The following is a 17241-nucleotide window of genomic DNA, read 5'->3' on the forward strand; positions in this document are numbered from 1 at the left end:
TTCAGGATTGATCGTTCTCGTCCTCATCCTCGTCATAGTAATCGCTGAGCTCGATCCAGAGCCCCAACCCGACCATCACCATGGAGCCGAACCAAGTACCGGTATTCCCGATCGGGCTGCCCATCACTATCATGGCGAAGGACAAGAACCCCATGCCTGCATAGGCTTGTAATCTGCCGTAGGAGACCTGCATATTCACCTCCTTGTTGAATATGGTTCAATTTTTATATTACTCGTCCGGCGCAAGCTGGATAGGGCCGAATAACATTTCGGTTACATATGCTGGTGAATGGGTCGTTTGTTTGATTATTTTTTAGCCCTGAGTATCATTGGCAGCCGAATAGGTTGAAGGTTGATAATAGATGAGTGATTTATTCTGCGGCGCAACCCACGAGTTGGACGCAATCGGGCTTCGTTGCCCGGAACCCGTTATGATGGTTCGCAAGAAAGTGCGGCTGATGGCGGATGGCGAGACCCTGCTGGTCAGCGCCGACGATCCTTCAACCACCCGCGACATCCCCAGTTTCTGCCGCTTTATGGATCACACCCTGGTCGCCAGCGAGACAGAGCAGGCCCCCTACCGCTATCTGATCCGCAAGGGTCAATAAGCCCCCGTACCGGAGCACTCCATGACAACCATTACCCGAATCGGCACCACCCAGCGTTGGTCAGACGTGGTCATCCACAATGGCACCCTCTACGTGGTGGAAGTGCCCGTCAGCGAAGAGGCCGACATCCACCAGCAGACCCGCGAAGTGCTGGCAAGCCTGCAGCGCCTGCTGGAAGCCAACGGCTCCGGCGTAGACAAAATTCTGATGGCCAATATCTATCTCAAGGACATTCAGGACATCGCTGCCTTCAACGAGCAGTGGGATGCCTGGATCCCGGCTGGCACAGCACCGGTTAGAGCCTGCGTGCAAGCTCGCCTGGCCCACGAAGGCTACAAGGTGGAAGTGCAGCTGACTGCAGCTGTCTAAGAGGCGCTTATCCCCGCCCCTTCGCCCACGAGGGGAGAAGGGAGCAAACAACAAGGCGTCATTGCTCGCCACGGCGCCAATAGAAAGGCCCCGCCATCACTGGCGGGGCCTTTTCGTTACCGAAACCTGAACGACTTAGGCGGTCGGGGTCAGGGTAATGGTCACGCGGCGGTTTTGGGCTTTGCCAGCGGCGGTGCTGTTAGTAGCAACCGGCTGATCCGGGCCCACGCCGGTGGTGGAGATGCGGCTACCTGCTACGCCCTGACCAATCAGCTGGGCGGCAACGGCATCGGCACGATCGCGGGAGAGCTTCATGTTCAGATCGCGGGAACCGGTACTGTCGGTGTGACCGACCACGTTCAGGCGGGTCTTGTCGAACTCGGCAACGACCATGGCCACGCCGGAGAGGGTGTTGGCACCGGCCGCTTTCAGCTGGGAGCTGGAGCTGTCGAAGGTCACGTTGTTCGGCATGTTGAGGATCAGCTCATTGCCATTGCGGGTCACGCTGACGCCAGTGCCTTGCAGCTTCTCGCGCAGCTTGGCTTCCTGCACGTCCATGTAGTAGCCGATACCACCACCCAGCGCCGCGCCAGCAGCAACGCCGGTCAGGATGCCCTTCTTGCGGTCACCCTTGCTGGAGGAGAGCGCACCTACGGCCGCACCGGCAGCGGCGCCAGCCAGCGCGCCCCAGGCACCTTTGGAGGTCTGGGATTCACCTGTGTAGGGGTTGGTGGTACAGCCGCTCAGGGCAACGGTCAGTGCCAGAGCAGGCACCAGGATCTTGGCTCGCATGAAAAAACCTCTGTGAAAACAATCCGGCACCATGCCGGGGGCCGGATTGTAACGCGCTGGCACGCCATTGTCTGACGCAAGCCTGAACAGATGGCGAGAGTGGTGTTTTTTTGGGCAATCGGCGGGCTGTCAGCGCGGTAATTGACACTCGGCGTGGCAAGGACAGCTGACCAGATGATCGTTCACCATCCCCACCGCCTGCATAAAGGCGTAACAGATGGTGCTGCCAACGAAGTTGAAGCCGAGCTTCTTGAGCGCTTTCGACATGGCATCCGACTCCGGCGAGGTCGCCGGAATATCGCCGTTGCCCTGCCGCTGGTTGACGATGGGGGCGCCGCCCACAAAGCCCCACAGGTAGGCGGCGAAGTCGATCCCCTGCTCCTGCAACGCCAGATAAGCGCGGGCATTTCTGATGATCGACTGCACCTTGAGCCGGTTGCGGATGATGCCGGTGTCCTGCATCAACCGCTCTACATCCTGCTCGTCGAAGCGGGCAATCTGCACCGGATCAAAGTCGGCATAGGCGCGGTAGTAGCTCTCGGTACGCTTGAGGATGGTGATCCACGACAGCCCCGCCTGCTGGCCGTCGAGGCAGAGCTTGGCAAACAGCTCGCGGGCGTCATAGACCGGCCTGCCCCACTGTTTGTCATGGTATTCAATGTATTCCGGGTCCTTGGTCACCCAGGCGCAGCGCAGTTCCATTTCCTCTCCCTCGTTATTTCAGCGGTTTGCCCGACCCAGCCCACTCTGCAGGCGGCACTGCTCACATCATATACCGGACATCCCGCCCGACCAGCCAGAGCGCAGCACCATCCCGCGAATCCGCTGCAATTTCGCCTATTATCCGACCATGCCAGACGGTATACTCCCTCGGTTCACATTCAGCAAATCTTGCTCTGATTTTCACTTCGCGCGAAAAAAATTATGCAAAAATTCGATGTCAAAACCTTTCAGGGCCTGATCCTGCAGCTGCAGGACTATTGGTCCCGCCAGGGCTGTACCATCATTCAGCCGCTGGATATGGAAGTGGGTGCCGGTACTTCCCACCCCATGACCTGTCTGCGTGCCCTGGGCCCGGAGCCCATCGCCTGCGCTTACGTGCAACCGTCCCGCCGTCCGACTGACGGCCGCTACGGTGAAAACCCGAACCGCCTGCAGCACTACTACCAGTTCCAGGTGATCATCAAGCCTTCCCCCGACAACATTCAGGAACTCTATCTGGGCTCCCTGAAAGAGCTGGGCATGGATCCTGAAATCCATGACATCCGCTTCGTGGAAGACAACTGGGAAAACCCGACTCTGGGTGCCTGGGGTCTGGGTTGGGAAGTGTGGCTGAACGGCATGGAAGTGACCCAGTTCACCTACTTCCAGCAGGTTGGCGGCCTCGAGTGCAAGCCGGTCACCGGCGAGATCACCTACGGTCTCGAGCGTCTGGCCATGTACATTCAGGGCGTGGACAGCGTCTACGATCTGGTCTGGTCTGACGGCCCGCTGGGCAAGACCACCTACGGCGACGTGTTCCACCAGAACGAAGTGGAGCAATCCACCTACAACTTCGAACACGCCGATGTGGAGTTCCTGTTCCACTGCTTCGAGCAGTACGAGAAGGAAGCCCAGAATCTGCTGGCACTGGAAAAACCGCTGCCGCTGCCTGCCTACGAGCGCATCCTCAAAGCCGCTCACTCCTTCAACCTGCTGGATGCCCGCAAGGCCATCTCGGTCACCGAGCGTCAGCGCTACATCCTGCGCATTCGCACCCTGACCAAGGCCGTGGCAGAGGCATACTACGCCTCCCGCGAAGCGCTGGGCTTCCCGATGTGTCAGCGCAGTGAGAACAAGCAAGGTTAAGGAACGGACATGGCACAACATACATTTCTGGTAGAGATCGGTACTGCTGAGCTGCCGCCCAAAGCCCTGCGCTCCCTGGCCGAAGCCTTTGCCGACAACTTCAAAGCCGAACTGACCAAGGCCGATCTGGCCTTCGGCGACGTCGAGTGGTTTGCTTCACCGCGCCGTCTGGCGCTGAAGGTAAGCGAGCTGGCTGGCGAACAGCCGAGCAAGAGCGTCGAGAAGCGCGGCCCGGCCGTGGCTCAGGCATTCGATGCCGAAGGCAAGCCGACCAAGGCTGCCGAAGGCTGGGCCCGTGGCAACGGCATCACCGTTGAGCAGGCCGAGCGTCTGGTCACCGACAAGGGCGAATGGCTGGTTCACACCGCCAAGGTCGAAGGCCGTCCGGCCGTCGATCTGCTGGGTGAACTGGTCGCCTCTGCGCTGGCCAAGCTGCCGATCCCGAAGATGATGCGCTGGGGCGACAAGACCATCCAGTTCGTGCGTCCGGTCTTCACCGTGACCCTGCTGCTGGATGGCGAGCTGGTTCCTGCCCACATTCTGGGTATCGACTCTGCCCGCACCATCCGCGGCCACCGCTTTATGGGCGAGAGCGAGTTCACCATCGACAACGCCAGCCAGTACCCGCAGATCCTGCAGGAGCGCGGCATGGTGATTGCCGACTTTATGGCGCGCAAGGCCAAGATCAAGGCTGACGTCGAAGCGGCCGCTGCCGCCTTCGGTGGCGTGGCCGATCTGGACGACGCCCTGCTGGAAGAGGTCACCGCACTGGTCGAGTGGCCTGTGGTGCTGACCGCCAACTTCGAAGAGAAGTTCCTGGCCGTGCCGGCTGAAGCACTGGTTCACACCATGAAGGGTGACCAGAAGTACTTCCCGGTCTACGACAAGAACGGCAAGCTGCTGCCGAAGTTCATCTTCGTCACCAACATCGAGTCCAAAGACCCGAGCCAGATCATCAGCGGCAACGAGAAGGTGGTTCGCCCCCGTCTCTCTGACGCCGAGTTCTTCTTCAAGACCGACCTCAAGCAGCCCCTGGCCTCCCGCCTGCCGCGCCTTGAAACCGTGCTGTTCCAGCAACAGCTGGGCACCGTCAAGGCCAAGGTCGAGCGCATCGAGACTGTCGCCGGCTTTATCGCCGAGCGTATCGGCGCCGACGTGGCTCAGGCCAAGCGTGCCGGTCTGCTCTCCAAGTGTGACCTGATGACCAACATGGTCGGCGAGTTCACCGACACCCAGGGTGTCATGGGGATGCACTACGCCCGTCACGATGGCGAAGACGAAGCAGTGGCCGTGGCCCTCAACGAGCAGTACATGCCGCGCTTTGCCGGTGATGCCCTGCCGTCCGGTCTGGTTGCCTGCGCCGTCGCGCTGGCCGACAAGTTCGACACTCTGGCCGGTATCTTCGGCATCGGCATGCTGCCGAAGGGTGATAAAGACCCGTTCGCCCTGCGTCGCGCCGCCATCGGTGCCCTGCGCATCATGACCGAGAAGCAGCTGGATCTGGATCTGGTTGAACTGGTTGAAGAAGCGGTACGCGTCTACGGCGACAAGCTGACCAACAAAACCGTCGTTACCGACGTGGTCGACTTTATGCTGGGCCGCTTCCGCGCCGCCTATCAGGACGAAGGCATCGGTGCCGACGTGGTGCTGGCCGTGCTGGCCCGCCGCCCGACCCGTCCGCTCGACTTCGATCGTCGCGTCAAGGCCGTCAGCCACTTCCGCACGCTGGATGCCGCACTGGCACTGGCTGCCGCCAACAAGCGCGTGAGCAACATTCTGGCCAAGGTCGAAGGCGAACTGCCGACTGCCGTCAAACCGGAACTGCTGGTCGATGCCGCCGAGAAGGCGCTGGCCACCCAGGTTGCCGAACTGCAAGCCGAACTGGCCCCGCTGTTCGCTGCCGGTGACTATCAGGCAGCCCTCACCCGTCTGGCCGCCCTGCGCGAGCCGGTCGATACCTTCTTCAACGAAGTGATGGTGATGGCCGACGATGAAGCTCTCAAGGCCAACCGTCTGGCGCTGCTGAACAACCTGCGCAACCTGTTCCTGCAAGTAGCGGATATCTCCCTGTTGCAGTGATGTTGGTTGGGTAGGTGATATTAAAAAAGGCGCCGTTAAGGCGCCTTTTTTTGAACACTTTATGATATTGAATATACGTTTAACTAAAGATATAGTGTTCGAAATATAATTAGGATGAGCCGTAAAGATGGAACTAGCAAATATAATCGTGAGCTTTTTTCTAACCGGTGTCGTTGGTCTATATGTATCAAGTCGCTTCCAAGAGAAGAACTTTCTACATCAAATAAAGACTAATCGTTCAGAGCGAGAAATTGATAAGCTGCGTGAAATAGCTAAGTCATTAGAAAAAATGTCTGGCGAGCGTATTTATTATAGCCGCCTGCTTCTCGACTCTCTGGCTGATAAAGAATTTAAAAAAGATAGTAATACATTACAACAAGCTAGGGAAGAATATAAAAAGGCTAAAGACAATTGGAATGAAAACTTAAACCCTTTATTCATAGAGCTTTACAGCATTGATATGTATGACTACGCTAGAGATATTGAAAGTAATATTCATGATAACTTTAGATATGCTCACAATTCGATTTACAAATTAATAAAAGACGGTCACTCTATAGACTCTATAATTTCGGGTAAAAGACATCTTGATTCTGCTTTTACAGAAACCAGAAGAATATCTTCAGAAATAATTAAACACTCCAATAGTCGTTGGAAACAGATTATGGATGGCGATACTGAAGCTTTGGCCGAGCATAATCTAACAAAAGCTTCAACTTGGACTCTATTTCGAGCCCTCTTCAACAAGAACCCGAACGCTCTGCGCATAAGACGCTCTTGATTTAACAATTTCAAACCATTCATTTTTTGGATTTAAAGGCTTTGGTCTCAATAACATAGCCGCAATAAATGCACTTTCATCCTTTTCTAGCATAGACAGATTTTTATTAAATAGTGCATTTGCTACATTTTCTGCACCTATGAGACGAGAGCCAAAAAAAGCATTTTTTAAGTAGCAGCGTATTATTTGTTTTTTTGTGAAATGAAAATTGACCAGCCAAGAAAGTAGCGTTTCATATAACTTTCTATATATAGTCATATCTTTAAATCCGGTAATGGTTCTAACCATTTGCATATCTATAGTACTAGCACCTCCATGTTTTTTTCTTCGTATTTTCTTGATCAGCTCTCTTGCAGATGCCTTGATATCAAAACCACAATGATTCACAAATCGACGGTCTTCCAAGGCCATCACATAACGCTCTAGTTCGGTAAACTCCCCATACTTATCTGACTCGCACATTTTATGTGAAATAGATAACAGGTCTCTGTTTAAATCAATTAATAGATTTCTGAATTTTCTATAATGTCGAGTATTAAATGGTTGGGCAGTCATATTTATAACCTGTTATAACACGCATGATATAAATGAGTCTTATATTACTTCACAGATTTATTAAAAACAATCCGTTACACCTCATAGAGATAGAGTTAACCATCACATAAACTATGTTTGTATAACTCATAGAATCACGAAACCTATAGGTTCGATTAGCCGTCAGGCGTAATCGGACGTTCTCGTAAATAGACTCTCCCGCTATAACCGCCAGCCGAATTTCCACCTCCGGCTGGCCGACGCTGTTGCACGGCAACAACCGCAATCAAAGCTTCTCGTTCGTCCGATTACGCTGAGCTAATCGCACCTACAGAAAGTGGTAGCTTGTGGTATGTCTGCCTGACGCCGATCAACTATGGCTGGCACCATTCACACTGCTATTATTTTCTTTATAAATACCTGTTTAATAATGGGGCAGTTGAAACTCCTGAATAGTGGGCTGCATCACAATAACAGCAAAAACAACTTGGTTAATTCTCATCGAAAACTTAGTGTATAAAAATCAGAGGTTGAATATAAAAACCTCCATAAAACCATTCCTTTTCCGATAAAAAATAACGCAAAAGATAGCATTTTCTATAGAGATATTTATGAACAAACTATACAATCTTTTTTTCATTGGGGCGCTAACACTTCCACTCTGTGCCAATGCTCAGGATGGGCGAGCCAACAACAACCAGAACAGCCGTGAAGTGGCCAGCGCCATGAACGGGTTACCCAACAAGGTGTTTGCACAAAATAAAGGCCCATCCATCACTGTTGCCACGTTCAATATTGGTGCGGCAAAAGTGTCAAATATCAGCTCTATTGCAGCAGCAATAAAGGCTAGTTCAGCTGATATTGTTGCATTGCAGGAAGTTGATCAACTAACAAAGCGCAGTGGTAATATCGATCACTTGGCTGAATTAAAAAAACTCACCGGCATGAACGGTGTGTTTGGTGCAGCAATTGACTTTGATGGTGGTAAATATGGTTTGGCATTCTTGTCAAAATATCCGATCAAAACCAAAGAAATTGTACAACTGCCATCCGGTAACAGAGAACAACGAATAGCGCTGATCACCGAAGTTTCCGTGCCGGGCTTCCCGGCCACTATTACCGCAATCAACACCCATCTGGATACCAAGGAGAATCCAGAAATACGGATTGGCCAAATCCAGGAGCTTAATGACCGGACAATTGAAATTCGTGGCATAAAAGTGCTCATGGGTGATTTTAATGACACGCCAGAAACCACCAGCATCAAGGAAGTCACAAAATACTGGAACTCGATCACCCCACTAAATCGGGAGCATCGTACATGGCCTGCAAATAATCCTGAAATCGGGGTTGATTACATTTTTACCAGCAATGCGCAGCGCTGGAATATCAAAAATGTCACCATTCCAGCCAAGACTGGTGTTTATGCTGGTATCAATTGGCCAACCGTCAGCGATCATTTGCCAATTATGGCGACACTGCAATTAACCGAACAGTAATTTGGTGGTCAATTCCTGAGGCTTTTTGCTTTTATAGCATACTCTTCTGGATATCACGCCCCGAGAGGAAAATACTCTCGGGGCTATGACATATCCCTCTTGCCAACCCATAGCCATTGATTAGCTGAAGATCTAACTTGTTGTATATCGCTCTTTCCTCTACAGCTATCCCCGATTTCCCCCCTCCGGCTGGCCGCAACTTACTCACTGAAACAGCCGAGACAACCCCCCTAGCGAGTCCGATTTCGCTGCACTAAGCGAACCTACAGGCCTGCGGAGTATGCAACTTGGTACTGATTGGTCATTGTCGAATCCATCATGGCCCCGGCTTCGAAACCCTGCCCGAGGTGGATTTCGCCAGCCTGTAAGCCATATCAACCGCAGCTGCGCAAACATCCGGCTCCATTGCGCTGGATGACAAGCGGTTTAGCCTGCGCCACTGCTATGATGCTGGCACCTGTTCATCAACGACCGAGATATCATGAAACGCAAAACCATGGCCCTGCTGCTGGGCACCCATCTGCTGGTCGCGGCGGCAGGCTTTGCCGCCGGTGTCTACACCCTGCCGATCCTGATCGCGCCACCCGCCCCTGAAACCGAGCAGGTCGCGGCCAGCCAGCAGCAAGCGAGATTCCACGGCACCTTTCGCCGGGATCTGAAAGACAGCGATCGGCTGCACTGGGGGGAAGGCAAGGTGAGCATAGGGCCGGATGCCGTCAGCCTGATGGGCAAGCTGGCCCCCGGGCCGGACTACCAGCTCTACCTCTCCCCCGAGTTTGTCGAGACCGAAGCCGATTTTGCCCGCCTCAAGGATCAGATGGTGCGAGTCGGGCCGGTGAAGACCTTCGACAACTTTATCGTGCCGCTGCCCGCCACGATCGATCCGGCCCGCTACAGCAGCGTGATCGTCTGGTGTGAAACCTTCAGCCAGTTCATCACCGCCGCCCGTTATCAGGATGAGAGTCAGGAGCAGTAACCTCGCCCCAGACCCGCACCATGAAAAAGGGCTGACATCGCTGCCAGCCCTTTGGCTATCCGATCCGCTCGTCATTAACGCTCCGGCGTGGTCATCTCCCGCAGCAGCTGATCGATGCAGCCCACTACCTGCTCTGAGTTCTGCTCGATCTCGCGGTAGAGCGCCTCCGCCTCTTCATGCTTGTGCTGATTTTTCAGCTCGATAACCTGCTGGATCACCTGATGCAGTCTGGCGTGGGGGGCGGCCATCGCCCTGAAGGCGGATTGATCGCCACAGCATGCCTGCCCTTCGCTGAAGTACCAGTGACCAAGGCGGCATTCCTTGTCACTGACCGCCTCGCTGCGCGACAGCCCCTCCTGCCCATCCAGATAGGCACGCACCCGAGTCTTCCAGCCCATGTGAGCGGCGCGGGCGCGACTCAGCACCATCCGCACGTTGGAACCATCCTGGAACTGCCCGGCCAGATCCCCCAGCTTGTCCACCAGGGTCGCCACATGGCTGGCGATATGAGCGGTATCCCGCGCCACCAGCGTGGTGGCTTGGGAGATCTCGTGGACGCTGACGATATTGCGGGTAATCTCGTCGCTCACCGAGGATTGCTCCTCCGAGGCAGCGGCGATCTGGGTATTCATGTCGCGAATGCTGTTGACCGCCCCCTTGATCCGGCCGAGGGCTTCCCCCGCCTGATTGGCCCGCTCCACCGACTCCCCCGCCCGCGAGACGCTGTGTTCGATCATGGTCACCGTGGTGCCCACCGCCCGCTGCAACTGCTCGATGGTGCCGCGGATCTCGGCGGTGGAGTGCTGGGTGCGCCCGGCCAACGAGCGCACCTCGTCGGCCACCACCGCAAAACCACGCCCCTGTTCACCGGCCCGGGCCGCCTCGATAGCGGCGTTGAGGGCCAGCAGGTTGGTCTGCTCGGCGATGGACTGGATCACCGCCAGCACAGAGCCAATCTGCTCGCTGGCCTTGGCGACCTCTTTCACTGTGTTGCCCGCGCTGGCGATCTCCTCCGCCAGCTGTTCGATCATGTTGACGCTCTGCTGCACCACCTCATCACCGGTGACCGCCTGATTGTCCGCTTCGTTGGCCGCTTCGGCCGCCTGTGCCGTGTTGTTGGCCACCTCGTGTACCGTGCTGGTCATCTCGGTCATGGCGGTGGCGAGCTGGGTGGTCTGTTCCTGCTGGCGCGTCATGCTGCCAAGGTTGCCTGCCGCACTGCGCGACAACCGCTCACTCTCGCCAGCCAGTTCGCCCAACGTGGTGGTGAGCTGGCTGATGGTGTCGCGGATCTTGGCAACAAAGCCATTGAACGCCGACCCGAGGCGGCGGATCTCCTCCGGCCCCGCCACCGGCAGCTTGCTGCCGAGATCGCCGGAGCCATTGGCCAGCGCCTCCAGCGCCTTGACGCTGTCGAGCAGCGGTCGATTGATGCGATTGAGTGCGAACGCCATCACCATGGCAATCACCAGAGCTCCTACCAGAGAGATGATCGCCATCTGCCAGCCCTGACGCGCCAGATCGGCCGCGACCAGACTGTGATCCCGGGTCAACTCGATGATACCGACCGCCTTGCCGGAGTAATCGCGCAGGGGTGCCGCCATCACCAGCAAATCACTCCCCTGTTGCGTCATATTGACGAAACGTTCCTCACCGGCCAGTACCGGCTGATACCACTCCATCGCCTCACCAAGCCGGGATGTGCCAACCAGCGTCACCAGCTTGCCCTGCTCAAACAAATAGATGGCGAGCTGCACCTGCTTGTCCAGCAGTTGGCCAAACAGCTTTTCATCCAGAGCACGACCGAACTCCACCGAACCGACCGGCTGCCCGTTGAAGGTGACCGGCACGACCCCGCGCAAACCGGTACCAGCCACGCCAATCTCCAGCCCGCCAACGGCATGATGCTCTCGATTCACCTCAACCACAGTGGGGCGAATGGCAGAGAGGTCATCACCGTGTTTTTCTGGCTTATGTACCCGATAGAGGGAAGTGGCTGGCGGCAGGTGGAACTGGAACTGCTCGATCCCCTGCGCCTTGATGGCGGGCCAGAGCGGATCAAACAGATTGGCGAGGGTCTGCCAATCCTTGTCGGCCACCGCCTCGGCTGCATCCGGCCGCTGGGCGATCAGAGTCGCCGCCAGCACGGTTTCATGGCTGGTGTTTTTGATCACCGCTTCCACATTCTGGAGCTGGCTACGCAGTGCAGCCTGCTCGGCCGCGAGCGCCCGCTGGCGATTTTCAAACAGATTAAAGGTAAGCAGCACCACGGCGAGCAATACGATGCCGCCGATTGCCAGCAGCGTGATCTGGTGACCCAGCTTGCGAGGGGGGAACATAAGACACCATCCTTGACAGTCATACCCAACCTACAGGATGGAACGGTTAAGTCGGGAGTCCATCAGAACTTAACCCTTTGTTGATATTGATCAAACGATTAACAAGCAAAATGCGAGGTGGGTCAAACGGGGGGAATATCCACCAGATAGAGGGCCATTCCCTGCTTCGTGAAAGGCCCGGCATCCAGCCAATAACCAACCCGCAGGCTGGCGAGCGGATTAACGAAAACGGTGCAGGTGGTAGTCGACATGGTAGTCGTTACCATTGCGGAACATGATGGAGTAGTTGAGGAACTCTCCGCTCTCGCTGTATGAGAGCGAGGTGAGCCGCAGGATAGGGGCCCCCTGCTCGATATGGAGCAGCTCGGCAGTAACCCGATCCGCCAGCACGGCACTGAAGCACTCATAGTTACCCGCAATCGCGATGCCGCACTCCCGTTCGATGTAGTCGAATTTGGACCCTTCCAGATGGGCGACCGACAGATTGCGAAACAGTCTGACCGGCATATAGCTCTCTTCCAGCAGCAGAGCCCGACCATCCACCGAGCGGATCCGGCTGGAGTAATAGACGGGTTCATTCACCTTCACCCTCAGCTGACTGGCGATGGCCGGTGGCGCAGGCATGGTGCGAAATTCCAACACCTGGCTGGTCAAAGTGCGCCCCTGCTCGCGCATCAGTTCGGTAAACCCGCTCAGCCCTTTGGTCTCATGCTGGACATCCTTTTTCGTCACATAGGTGCCGCTGCCGTGGCGCCGCTCGACCAATCCCCACTCGATCAACATGTCTACCGCTTTGCGAATGGTCATGCGGGAGACACCATACTGTTCTGCCAGCGCTTTTTCGCCCGGCAACACATCTCCCACCCGGCACTCGGCACCGTTTACCCTGATCCTGAGTCGATCAGCCACCGATTTATAGATCACTGCTAGACATCTCCTGTGGTCACAACGCCAACCACCTTATTCTGAATCAAGTGGCTAAATTGCTTAAAAACAATAACTTAACTTTCAACTAAAGCTGCAAGAACATCACGAAACCAAGAGGTACAACAATATCGCAAAAGTTAGACATCTTTGTCTAAATAACTGCATGCGTCAGATCACATTATTCCAAGATATTTCATGAGGTCTCTTTTTATCGTTGCTAATTTTCATCTGGCAACACCGGCAAGGATTCGATTAGCTATTTCAACCAAGGGACAATATATGCTCAGTCAAATTCAACGTTTTGGCGGAGCAATGTTCACTCCTGTACTGCTTTTTCCTTTTGCAGGTATGGTAGTAGGCATTGCAATTATGCTGAAAAACCCGATGTTTGTCGGTGAATCACTGGCAAACCCACAAGGATTATTCTTCCAGATCATCCATATTATTGAAGAGGGTGGCTGGACAGTATTCAGGAATATGCCGCTGATATTTGCCATTGGCCTGCCAATCGGTCTGGCAAATAAGGCTCAAGCCAGAGCTTGTCTGGCTGTATTGGTCAGTTTCATGACCTGGAACTATTTTATCAACGCCATGGGAATGACCTGGGGCAGTTATTTCGGGGTCGACTTCAGTCAGGATGTGGGGGGTGAAAGTGGCCTCGCCATGGTGGCGGGGATCAAAACCCTGGATACCAGCATCATAGGGGCCATCGTCATCTCCGGCATCGTGACGGCACTGCACAACCGCCTGTTTGATCGCCAACTGCCGGTCTTTCTCGGCATCTTTCAGGGCAGCTCCTTTGTCACCATTGTCGCCTTCTTCGTGATGATCCCCTGCGCCTGGCTGACCCTGCTTGGCTGGCCAAAAGTACAGATGGGCATCGCCTCCCTGCAGAATTTCATGCTGGTCTCGGGTCCGGTCGGGGTGTGGGTATACACCTTCCTCGAGCGGATTTTGATCCCGACCGGCCTGCATCACTTTATCTACGGCCCCTTCATCTTCGGTCCAGCGGCAGTAGAGGGGGGCATTCAGCTCTATTGGGCACAGCACATGCTGGAGTTCAGCCAGAGCACTCGCCCGCTGATTGAACAGTTCCCTCAGGGTGGCTTTGCCCTGCACGGCAACTCGAAGATTTTCGGTGCCATGGGGATTGCTCTGGCCATCTATGCCACGGCAGCCAAAGAGAACAAGGCCAAGGTGGCAGGCCTGCTGATCCCGGCCACCCTGACCGCCATTCTGGTCGGTATCACCGAGCCGCTGGAGTTCACCTTCCTCTTCATCTCGCCGCTGCTGTTTGCCATCCACGCCCTGCTGGCAGCCACCATGTCGACTGTGATGTACCTGTTTGGTGTGGTCGGCAACATGGGTGGAGGTCTGCTCGACCAGTTCCTGCCGCAGAACTGGATACCCATGTTCCACAACCATGCGGGAATGATGTTCACCCAAATCGCTATCGGGTTGGTCTTTACCGGAATCTGGTTCCTGATATTCCGCGCGATGATTATCAGACTCAATCTTAAAACACCGGGGCGGGAAGACAGTGAAATAAAGCTTTATTCCAAGTCAGATTATCAGGCAGCCAAAAACCAGCGTGGCAGTGATAGTGCAACACAAATTATCGAAGCGCTTGGCGGAGTCAAAAATATACGCAGTCTGAATAATTGTGCCACCCGCTTAAGAATATCGCTGGTTAACAGCAAGCTAGCCGCTGCAGATGAGGAGTTTATTAAATTAGGGGCCCATGGTGTCGTCCGCCATGGCGATAGTATCCAGGTAATTATCGGTCTGCATGTACCTCAGGTACGTGAAAATATGGAATCGATTATGAACAACAGTCATCAACAATCGTCTTTAGTAATGGAGTCATGATCATGAAAAAATTCTCTGTAGTCATTGCCGGTGGTGGCAGCACTTTTACTCCTGGTATCGTTCTGATGTTGCTGGAAAATCAACATCGCTTCCCGCTCAAGGAGATCAAATTCTACGACAACGATGGTGCCCGTCAGGAGATCATCGCCGAAGCCTGCAAAATCCTGCTGAAAGAGAAGGCTCCCGAGATCGCCTTCAGCTATGGCACCGACCCCAAAGCAGCGTTTAGCGATGTAGATTTCGTCATGGCCCATATCCGGGTTGGCAAATATCCGATGCGCGAGCTGGACGAGAAGATCCCGCTGCGTCATGGCGTGGTCGGTCAGGAGACCTGCGGCCCGGGCGGTATCGCCTACGGCATGCGCTCCATCGGCGGAGTGCTGGAGCTGGTCGACTATATGGAGCAGTACTCACCCAATGCCTGGATGCTCAACTACTCCAACCCGGCCGCCATTGTGGCCGAAGCGACCCGTCGCCTGCGTCCCAACGCCAAAATCCTCAACATCTGCGACATGCCGATCGGGATCGAGGGGCGCATGGCCCAGATTGCCGGTCTCAAATCCCGCAAAGAGATGCGGGTACGCTACTACGGCCTCAACCACTTTGGCTGGTGGACCCGCATCGAGGATCTGGAAGGTAACGACCTGATGCCGAAGATCAAGGAGCACGTCGCCCGCCACGGCTATGTGCCCAATAGCGCCAGCCATGCCGAAGCAAGCTGGAACGATACCTTCGCCAAGGCAAAGGATGTATGGGCGCTCGACCCGGATACCCTGCCCAACACCTATCTGAAGTACTACCTCTACCCGGACTATGTGGTGGCCCACTCCAACCCGGAACACACCCGCGCCAACGAGGTGATGGAGCACCGCGAGAAGCAGGTCTTCACCGCCTGTACCGACATCGTCAAGGCAGGCAATTCAGCAGCGGGCGAGCTGGAGATCGATGAACACGCCTCCTATATCGTTGACCTGGCAACCGCCATTGCCTTCAACACCCAAGAGCGGATGTTGCTGATCGTTCCCAATCGCGGCGCCATCCCCAACTTTGACCCGGAAGCCATGGTAGAGATCCCCTGCCTGGTCGGCAGCAGCGGACCTGAGCCGCTGCAGGTGGGCAGCATCCCGCTGTTCCAGCAGGGCATGATGGGCCAGCAGGTCGCGGTCGAGAAACTGGTGGTCGAAGCCTGGGTTGAGCACTCTTACCAGAAACTGTGGCAAGCCATCACCCTCTCCAAGACAGTGCCCAGTGCATCGGTGGCCAAGTCCATTCTCGATGACTTGATAGAGGCCAACAAAGCCTACTGGCCGGAACTGAAATAAACCGCCCATAAACAAAAACCCCCTCGTGACAGAGGGGGTTTTTCGTGTTGGCAACGGGTGCGGATTAACGCAGCGGTTTGACCGAGCGACGAACGATCAGCTCGGGCTGTACCGTCATCGATTCCACTTCCAGCTCCTTGTTGCGGATCCGGCTGACCAGATGCTTCACCGCCAGCTGGCCCAGTTCGGCCTTCGGGTGGCGGATGGTGGTCAGCGGCGGGCTGGAGAAGCGCGCCATCTCCACATCGTCGTAGCCGATGATGGAGATATCGTCCGGCACCTTGACTCCCGCTTCCCAGGCAGCGCAAATAGCGCCGATCGCCATGGGATCGTCGAAGGCAAAGACCGCGGTCGGACGAGGCTGCAGGGCCAGGATGCGCTGCATGGCATCGAAGCCGCTCTGGCTCTCGTAGTCCCCTTCAAAGACCTGTTCATCTTTAAGGGTCAGACCGTGCTCGCCCAGCGCATCACGCACCCCGTCCAGTCGCTGCTGGGTGGTCGGCTTGGAGAGCTGGCCAGTGATGCAGACGATGTCACGGTGCCCCAGCTCCAGCAGATGGCGTACGGCCATGCGGGCGCCGATGCGGGCGTTGTCGTTGATGACGTTGGCGAAATCGCACTCCGTGCCCCAATCCAGTACCACCTGCGGCACGTTCTTGTGGATGCGCAGCATGTCGCGCAACGGGGTGTCGATATCGGTACCCAATACCAGCAGGCCATCCACCCGTTTTTCCATCAGCATTCTCAGGTAATGCTGTTGGCGAGGCGGCTGGTTTTCGGTGTTGCAGAGGATCAGGCTGTAGCCCTGTTCGAAGCAGTACGCTTCAACCCCTTGCACCACTTCTGCGAAGAAGGGGTTTACGCTGGTGGTCACCAGCATACCAATGGTCTTGGTCGAATTTATTTTAAGACTGCGCGCTACCGAGTTGGGCGCGTAGTTGAGTTCTGCCACCGCCTCAATCACTTTCTGGGTCGCGTCTTCGCTGACCCGCCGAGTGTGGTTGAGCACATGTGAGACGGTGGAGATGGATACGCCTGCGCGCGAGGCGACATCCTTGATAGTGGCCATCTCTGTCTCCTGACTGTCAAAGGCGGAACATTAGCAGATTTCCCGAATAAAGGCTTGGTTTTAACGAGCTCTGCCACGGAATTGTCAATGCCGGCTAATTTAGGCGCTCATTTCTGTTTGCGCAAATGGATTCTGGTCAAAATGGGAGCGTTGTCAGAGTAAAATATCGCCAGATTAATCCTCTGGCGTTTGTCAGAATCGCCTCTCGTTACCAAGATGTTAAGTCAAC

16 protein-coding genes are annotated in these 17241 nt (G+C 55.3%); 9 read left to right on the top strand and 7 right to left on the bottom strand.

The window, feature by feature from the left end; translation table 11 throughout:
- Position 1: 1 nt before the first annotated feature.
- Positions 2–193 (bottom strand): hypothetical protein, encoded by a 192-nt coding sequence (locus ACTG20_RS01175; protein ID WP_005339471.1) that lies wholly within the window; start codon positions 191–193, stop codon positions 2–4.
- 169 nt (positions 194–362) lie between these two features.
- On the opposite strand from ACTG20_RS01175, the gene tusA reads away from it, so the two are divergent.
- Both tusA and ACTG20_RS01185 read left to right on the top strand, forming a co-directional pair.
- Positions 363–608 carry a sulfurtransferase TusA gene (gene tusA, locus ACTG20_RS01180; RefSeq protein ID WP_005339470.1) on the top strand — a complete coding sequence of 82 codons (246 nt, stop codon included), beginning with the start codon at positions 363–365 and terminating at the stop codon, positions 606–608.
- A 21-nt stretch (positions 609–629) separates the two neighbouring features.
- Positions 630–977: a RidA family protein gene (locus tag ACTG20_RS01185; RefSeq protein ID WP_005355943.1), complete on the top strand. Its 348-nt coding sequence runs from the start codon at positions 630–632 to the stop codon at positions 975–977.
- Between the two features lie 135 nt (positions 978–1112).
- On the opposite strand, the gene ACTG20_RS01190 is transcribed toward ACTG20_RS01185, so the two are convergent.
- Both ACTG20_RS01190 and ACTG20_RS01195 read right to left on the bottom strand, forming a co-directional pair.
- Positions 1113–1769 carry an OmpA family lipoprotein gene (locus ACTG20_RS01190; protein ID WP_005339468.1) on the bottom strand — a complete coding sequence of 219 codons (657 nt, stop codon included), beginning with the start codon at positions 1767–1769 and terminating at the stop codon, positions 1113–1115.
- A 129-nt stretch (positions 1770–1898) separates the two neighbouring features.
- On the bottom strand, positions 1899–2471 hold the full coding sequence (locus tag ACTG20_RS01195; RefSeq protein WP_194494588.1) for a DNA-3-methyladenine glycosylase I: 573 nt from the start codon (positions 2469–2471) through the stop codon (positions 1899–1901).
- 222 nt (positions 2472–2693) lie between these two features.
- Here ACTG20_RS01195 and glyQ point away from each other — a divergent pair, with 222 nt between their 5' ends.
- From glyQ to ACTG20_RS01210, 3 genes are all read left to right on the top strand, one after another.
- Positions 2694–3617, top strand: a complete 924-nt coding sequence (glyQ, locus tag ACTG20_RS01200; protein WP_005339464.1) for a glycine--tRNA ligase subunit alpha — start codon at positions 2694–2696, stop codon at positions 3615–3617.
- A 9-nt stretch (positions 3618–3626) separates the two neighbouring features.
- On the top strand, positions 3627–5696 hold the full coding sequence (gene glyS, locus ACTG20_RS01205; protein WP_194494587.1) for a glycine--tRNA ligase subunit beta: 2070 nt from the start codon (positions 3627–3629) through the stop codon (positions 5694–5696).
- Between the two features lie 127 nt (positions 5697–5823).
- Entirely contained in the window at positions 5824–6477 is a 654-nt protein-coding gene (locus tag ACTG20_RS01210) for a hypothetical protein (protein ID WP_194494586.1), read from the top strand.
- On the opposite strand, the gene ACTG20_RS01215 is transcribed toward ACTG20_RS01210, so the two are convergent.
- Positions 6421–7032: a biosynthetic peptidoglycan transglycosylase gene (locus tag ACTG20_RS01215; protein ID WP_194494585.1), complete on the bottom strand. Its 612-nt coding sequence runs from the start codon at positions 7030–7032 to the stop codon at positions 6421–6423. The two genes, ACTG20_RS01210 and ACTG20_RS01215, sit on opposite strands and share 57 nt — an antisense overlap.
- A gap of 590 nt (positions 7033–7622) precedes the next feature.
- Here ACTG20_RS01215 and ACTG20_RS01220 point away from each other — a divergent pair.
- Together ACTG20_RS01220 and ACTG20_RS01225 are read left to right on the top strand one after the other, a co-directional pair.
- Positions 7623–8510: an endonuclease/exonuclease/phosphatase family protein gene (locus tag ACTG20_RS01220; RefSeq protein ID WP_194494584.1), complete on the top strand. Its 888-nt coding sequence runs from the start codon at positions 7623–7625 to the stop codon at positions 8508–8510.
- A gap of 481 nt (positions 8511–8991) precedes the next feature.
- Positions 8992–9486, top strand: coding sequence for a DM13 domain-containing protein (locus ACTG20_RS01225; protein WP_194494583.1), 495 nt, complete (start codon positions 8992–8994; stop codon positions 9484–9486).
- Positions 9487–9560: 74 nt separating this feature from the next.
- Here the strand turns inward: ACTG20_RS01225 and ACTG20_RS01230 are convergent, their stop codons facing one another.
- The gene (locus ACTG20_RS01230) at positions 9561–11825 is read right to left on the bottom strand and encodes a methyl-accepting chemotaxis protein (RefSeq protein ID WP_439987418.1); all 2265 of its coding nucleotides are present in this window, start codon (positions 11823–11825) and stop codon (positions 9561–9563) included.
- A gap of 219 nt (positions 11826–12044) precedes the next feature.
- A complete protein-coding gene (locus tag ACTG20_RS01235; protein ID WP_005357335.1) occupies positions 12045–12749 on the bottom strand; it encodes a GntR family transcriptional regulator in 705 nt (234 codons plus the stop codon).
- Positions 12750–13031: 282 nt separating this feature from the next.
- Here ACTG20_RS01235 and ACTG20_RS01240 point away from each other — a divergent pair, with 282 nt between their 5' ends.
- The gene (locus ACTG20_RS01240) at positions 13032–14621 is read left to right on the top strand and encodes an alpha-glucoside-specific PTS transporter subunit IIBC (RefSeq protein WP_194494594.1); all 1590 of its coding nucleotides are present in this window, start codon (positions 13032–13034) and stop codon (positions 14619–14621) included.
- On the top strand, positions 14618–15943 hold the full coding sequence (locus ACTG20_RS01245; protein ID WP_206692012.1) for a 6-phospho-alpha-glucosidase: 1326 nt from the start codon (positions 14618–14620) through the stop codon (positions 15941–15943). The genes ACTG20_RS01240 and ACTG20_RS01245 overlap by 4 nt, the downstream gene beginning before the upstream one ends.
- Before the next feature lie 64 nt (positions 15944–16007).
- Here ACTG20_RS01245 and ACTG20_RS01250 read toward each other — a convergent pair whose 3' ends face one another.
- Positions 16008–17012, bottom strand: a complete 1005-nt coding sequence (locus ACTG20_RS01250; RefSeq protein ID WP_005355925.1) for a substrate-binding domain-containing protein — start codon at positions 17010–17012, stop codon at positions 16008–16010.
- Positions 17013–17241: the final 229 nt, after the last annotated feature.

The sequence above is a fragment of the Aeromonas sp. 84A genome (genome assembly GCF_051919345.1).
Lineage (GTDB): Bacteria > Pseudomonadota > Gammaproteobacteria > Enterobacterales > Aeromonadaceae > Aeromonas > Aeromonas veronii.

Bases quoted from the DNA above. Each gene is read 5' to 3' on its own strand.
- ACTG20_RS01175 (WP_005339471.1), bottom strand. From the start codon at position 193: ATGCAGGTCTCCTACGGCAGATTACAAGCCTATGCAGGCATGGGGTTC.
- tusA (WP_005339470.1), top strand. From the start codon at position 363: ATGAGTGATTTATTCTGCGGCGCAACCCACGAGTTGGACGCAATCGGG.
- ACTG20_RS01185 (WP_005355943.1), top strand. From the start codon at position 630: ATGACAACCATTACCCGAATCGGCACCACCCAGCGTTGGTCAGACGTG.
- ACTG20_RS01190 (WP_005339468.1), bottom strand. From the start codon at position 1,769: ATGCGAGCCAAGATCCTGGTGCCTGCTCTGGCACTGACCGTTGCCCTG.
- ACTG20_RS01195 (WP_194494588.1), bottom strand. From the start codon at position 2,471: ATGGAACTGCGCTGCGCCTGGGTGACCAAGGACCCGGAATACATTGAA.
- glyQ (WP_005339464.1), top strand. From the start codon at position 2,694: ATGCAAAAATTCGATGTCAAAACCTTTCAGGGCCTGATCCTGCAGCTG.
- glyS (WP_194494587.1), top strand. From the start codon at position 3,627: ATGGCACAACATACATTTCTGGTAGAGATCGGTACTGCTGAGCTGCCG.
- ACTG20_RS01210 (WP_194494586.1), top strand. From the start codon at position 5,824: ATGGAACTAGCAAATATAATCGTGAGCTTTTTTCTAACCGGTGTCGTT.
- ACTG20_RS01215 (WP_194494585.1), bottom strand. From the start codon at position 7,032: ATGACTGCCCAACCATTTAATACTCGACATTATAGAAAATTCAGAAAT.
- ACTG20_RS01220 (WP_194494584.1), top strand. From the start codon at position 7,623: ATGAACAAACTATACAATCTTTTTTTCATTGGGGCGCTAACACTTCCA.
- ACTG20_RS01225 (WP_194494583.1), top strand. From the start codon at position 8,992: ATGAAACGCAAAACCATGGCCCTGCTGCTGGGCACCCATCTGCTGGTC.
- ACTG20_RS01230 (WP_439987418.1), bottom strand. From the start codon at position 11,825: ATGTTCCCCCCTCGCAAGCTGGGTCACCAGATCACGCTGCTGGCAATC.
- ACTG20_RS01240 (WP_194494594.1), top strand. From the start codon at position 13,032: ATGCTCAGTCAAATTCAACGTTTTGGCGGAGCAATGTTCACTCCTGTA.
- ACTG20_RS01245 (WP_206692012.1), top strand. From the start codon at position 14,618: ATGATCATGAAAAAATTCTCTGTAGTCATTGCCGGTGGTGGCAGCACT.
- ACTG20_RS01250 (WP_005355925.1), bottom strand. From the start codon at position 17,012: ATGGCCACTATCAAGGATGTCGCCTCGCGCGCAGGCGTATCCATCTCC.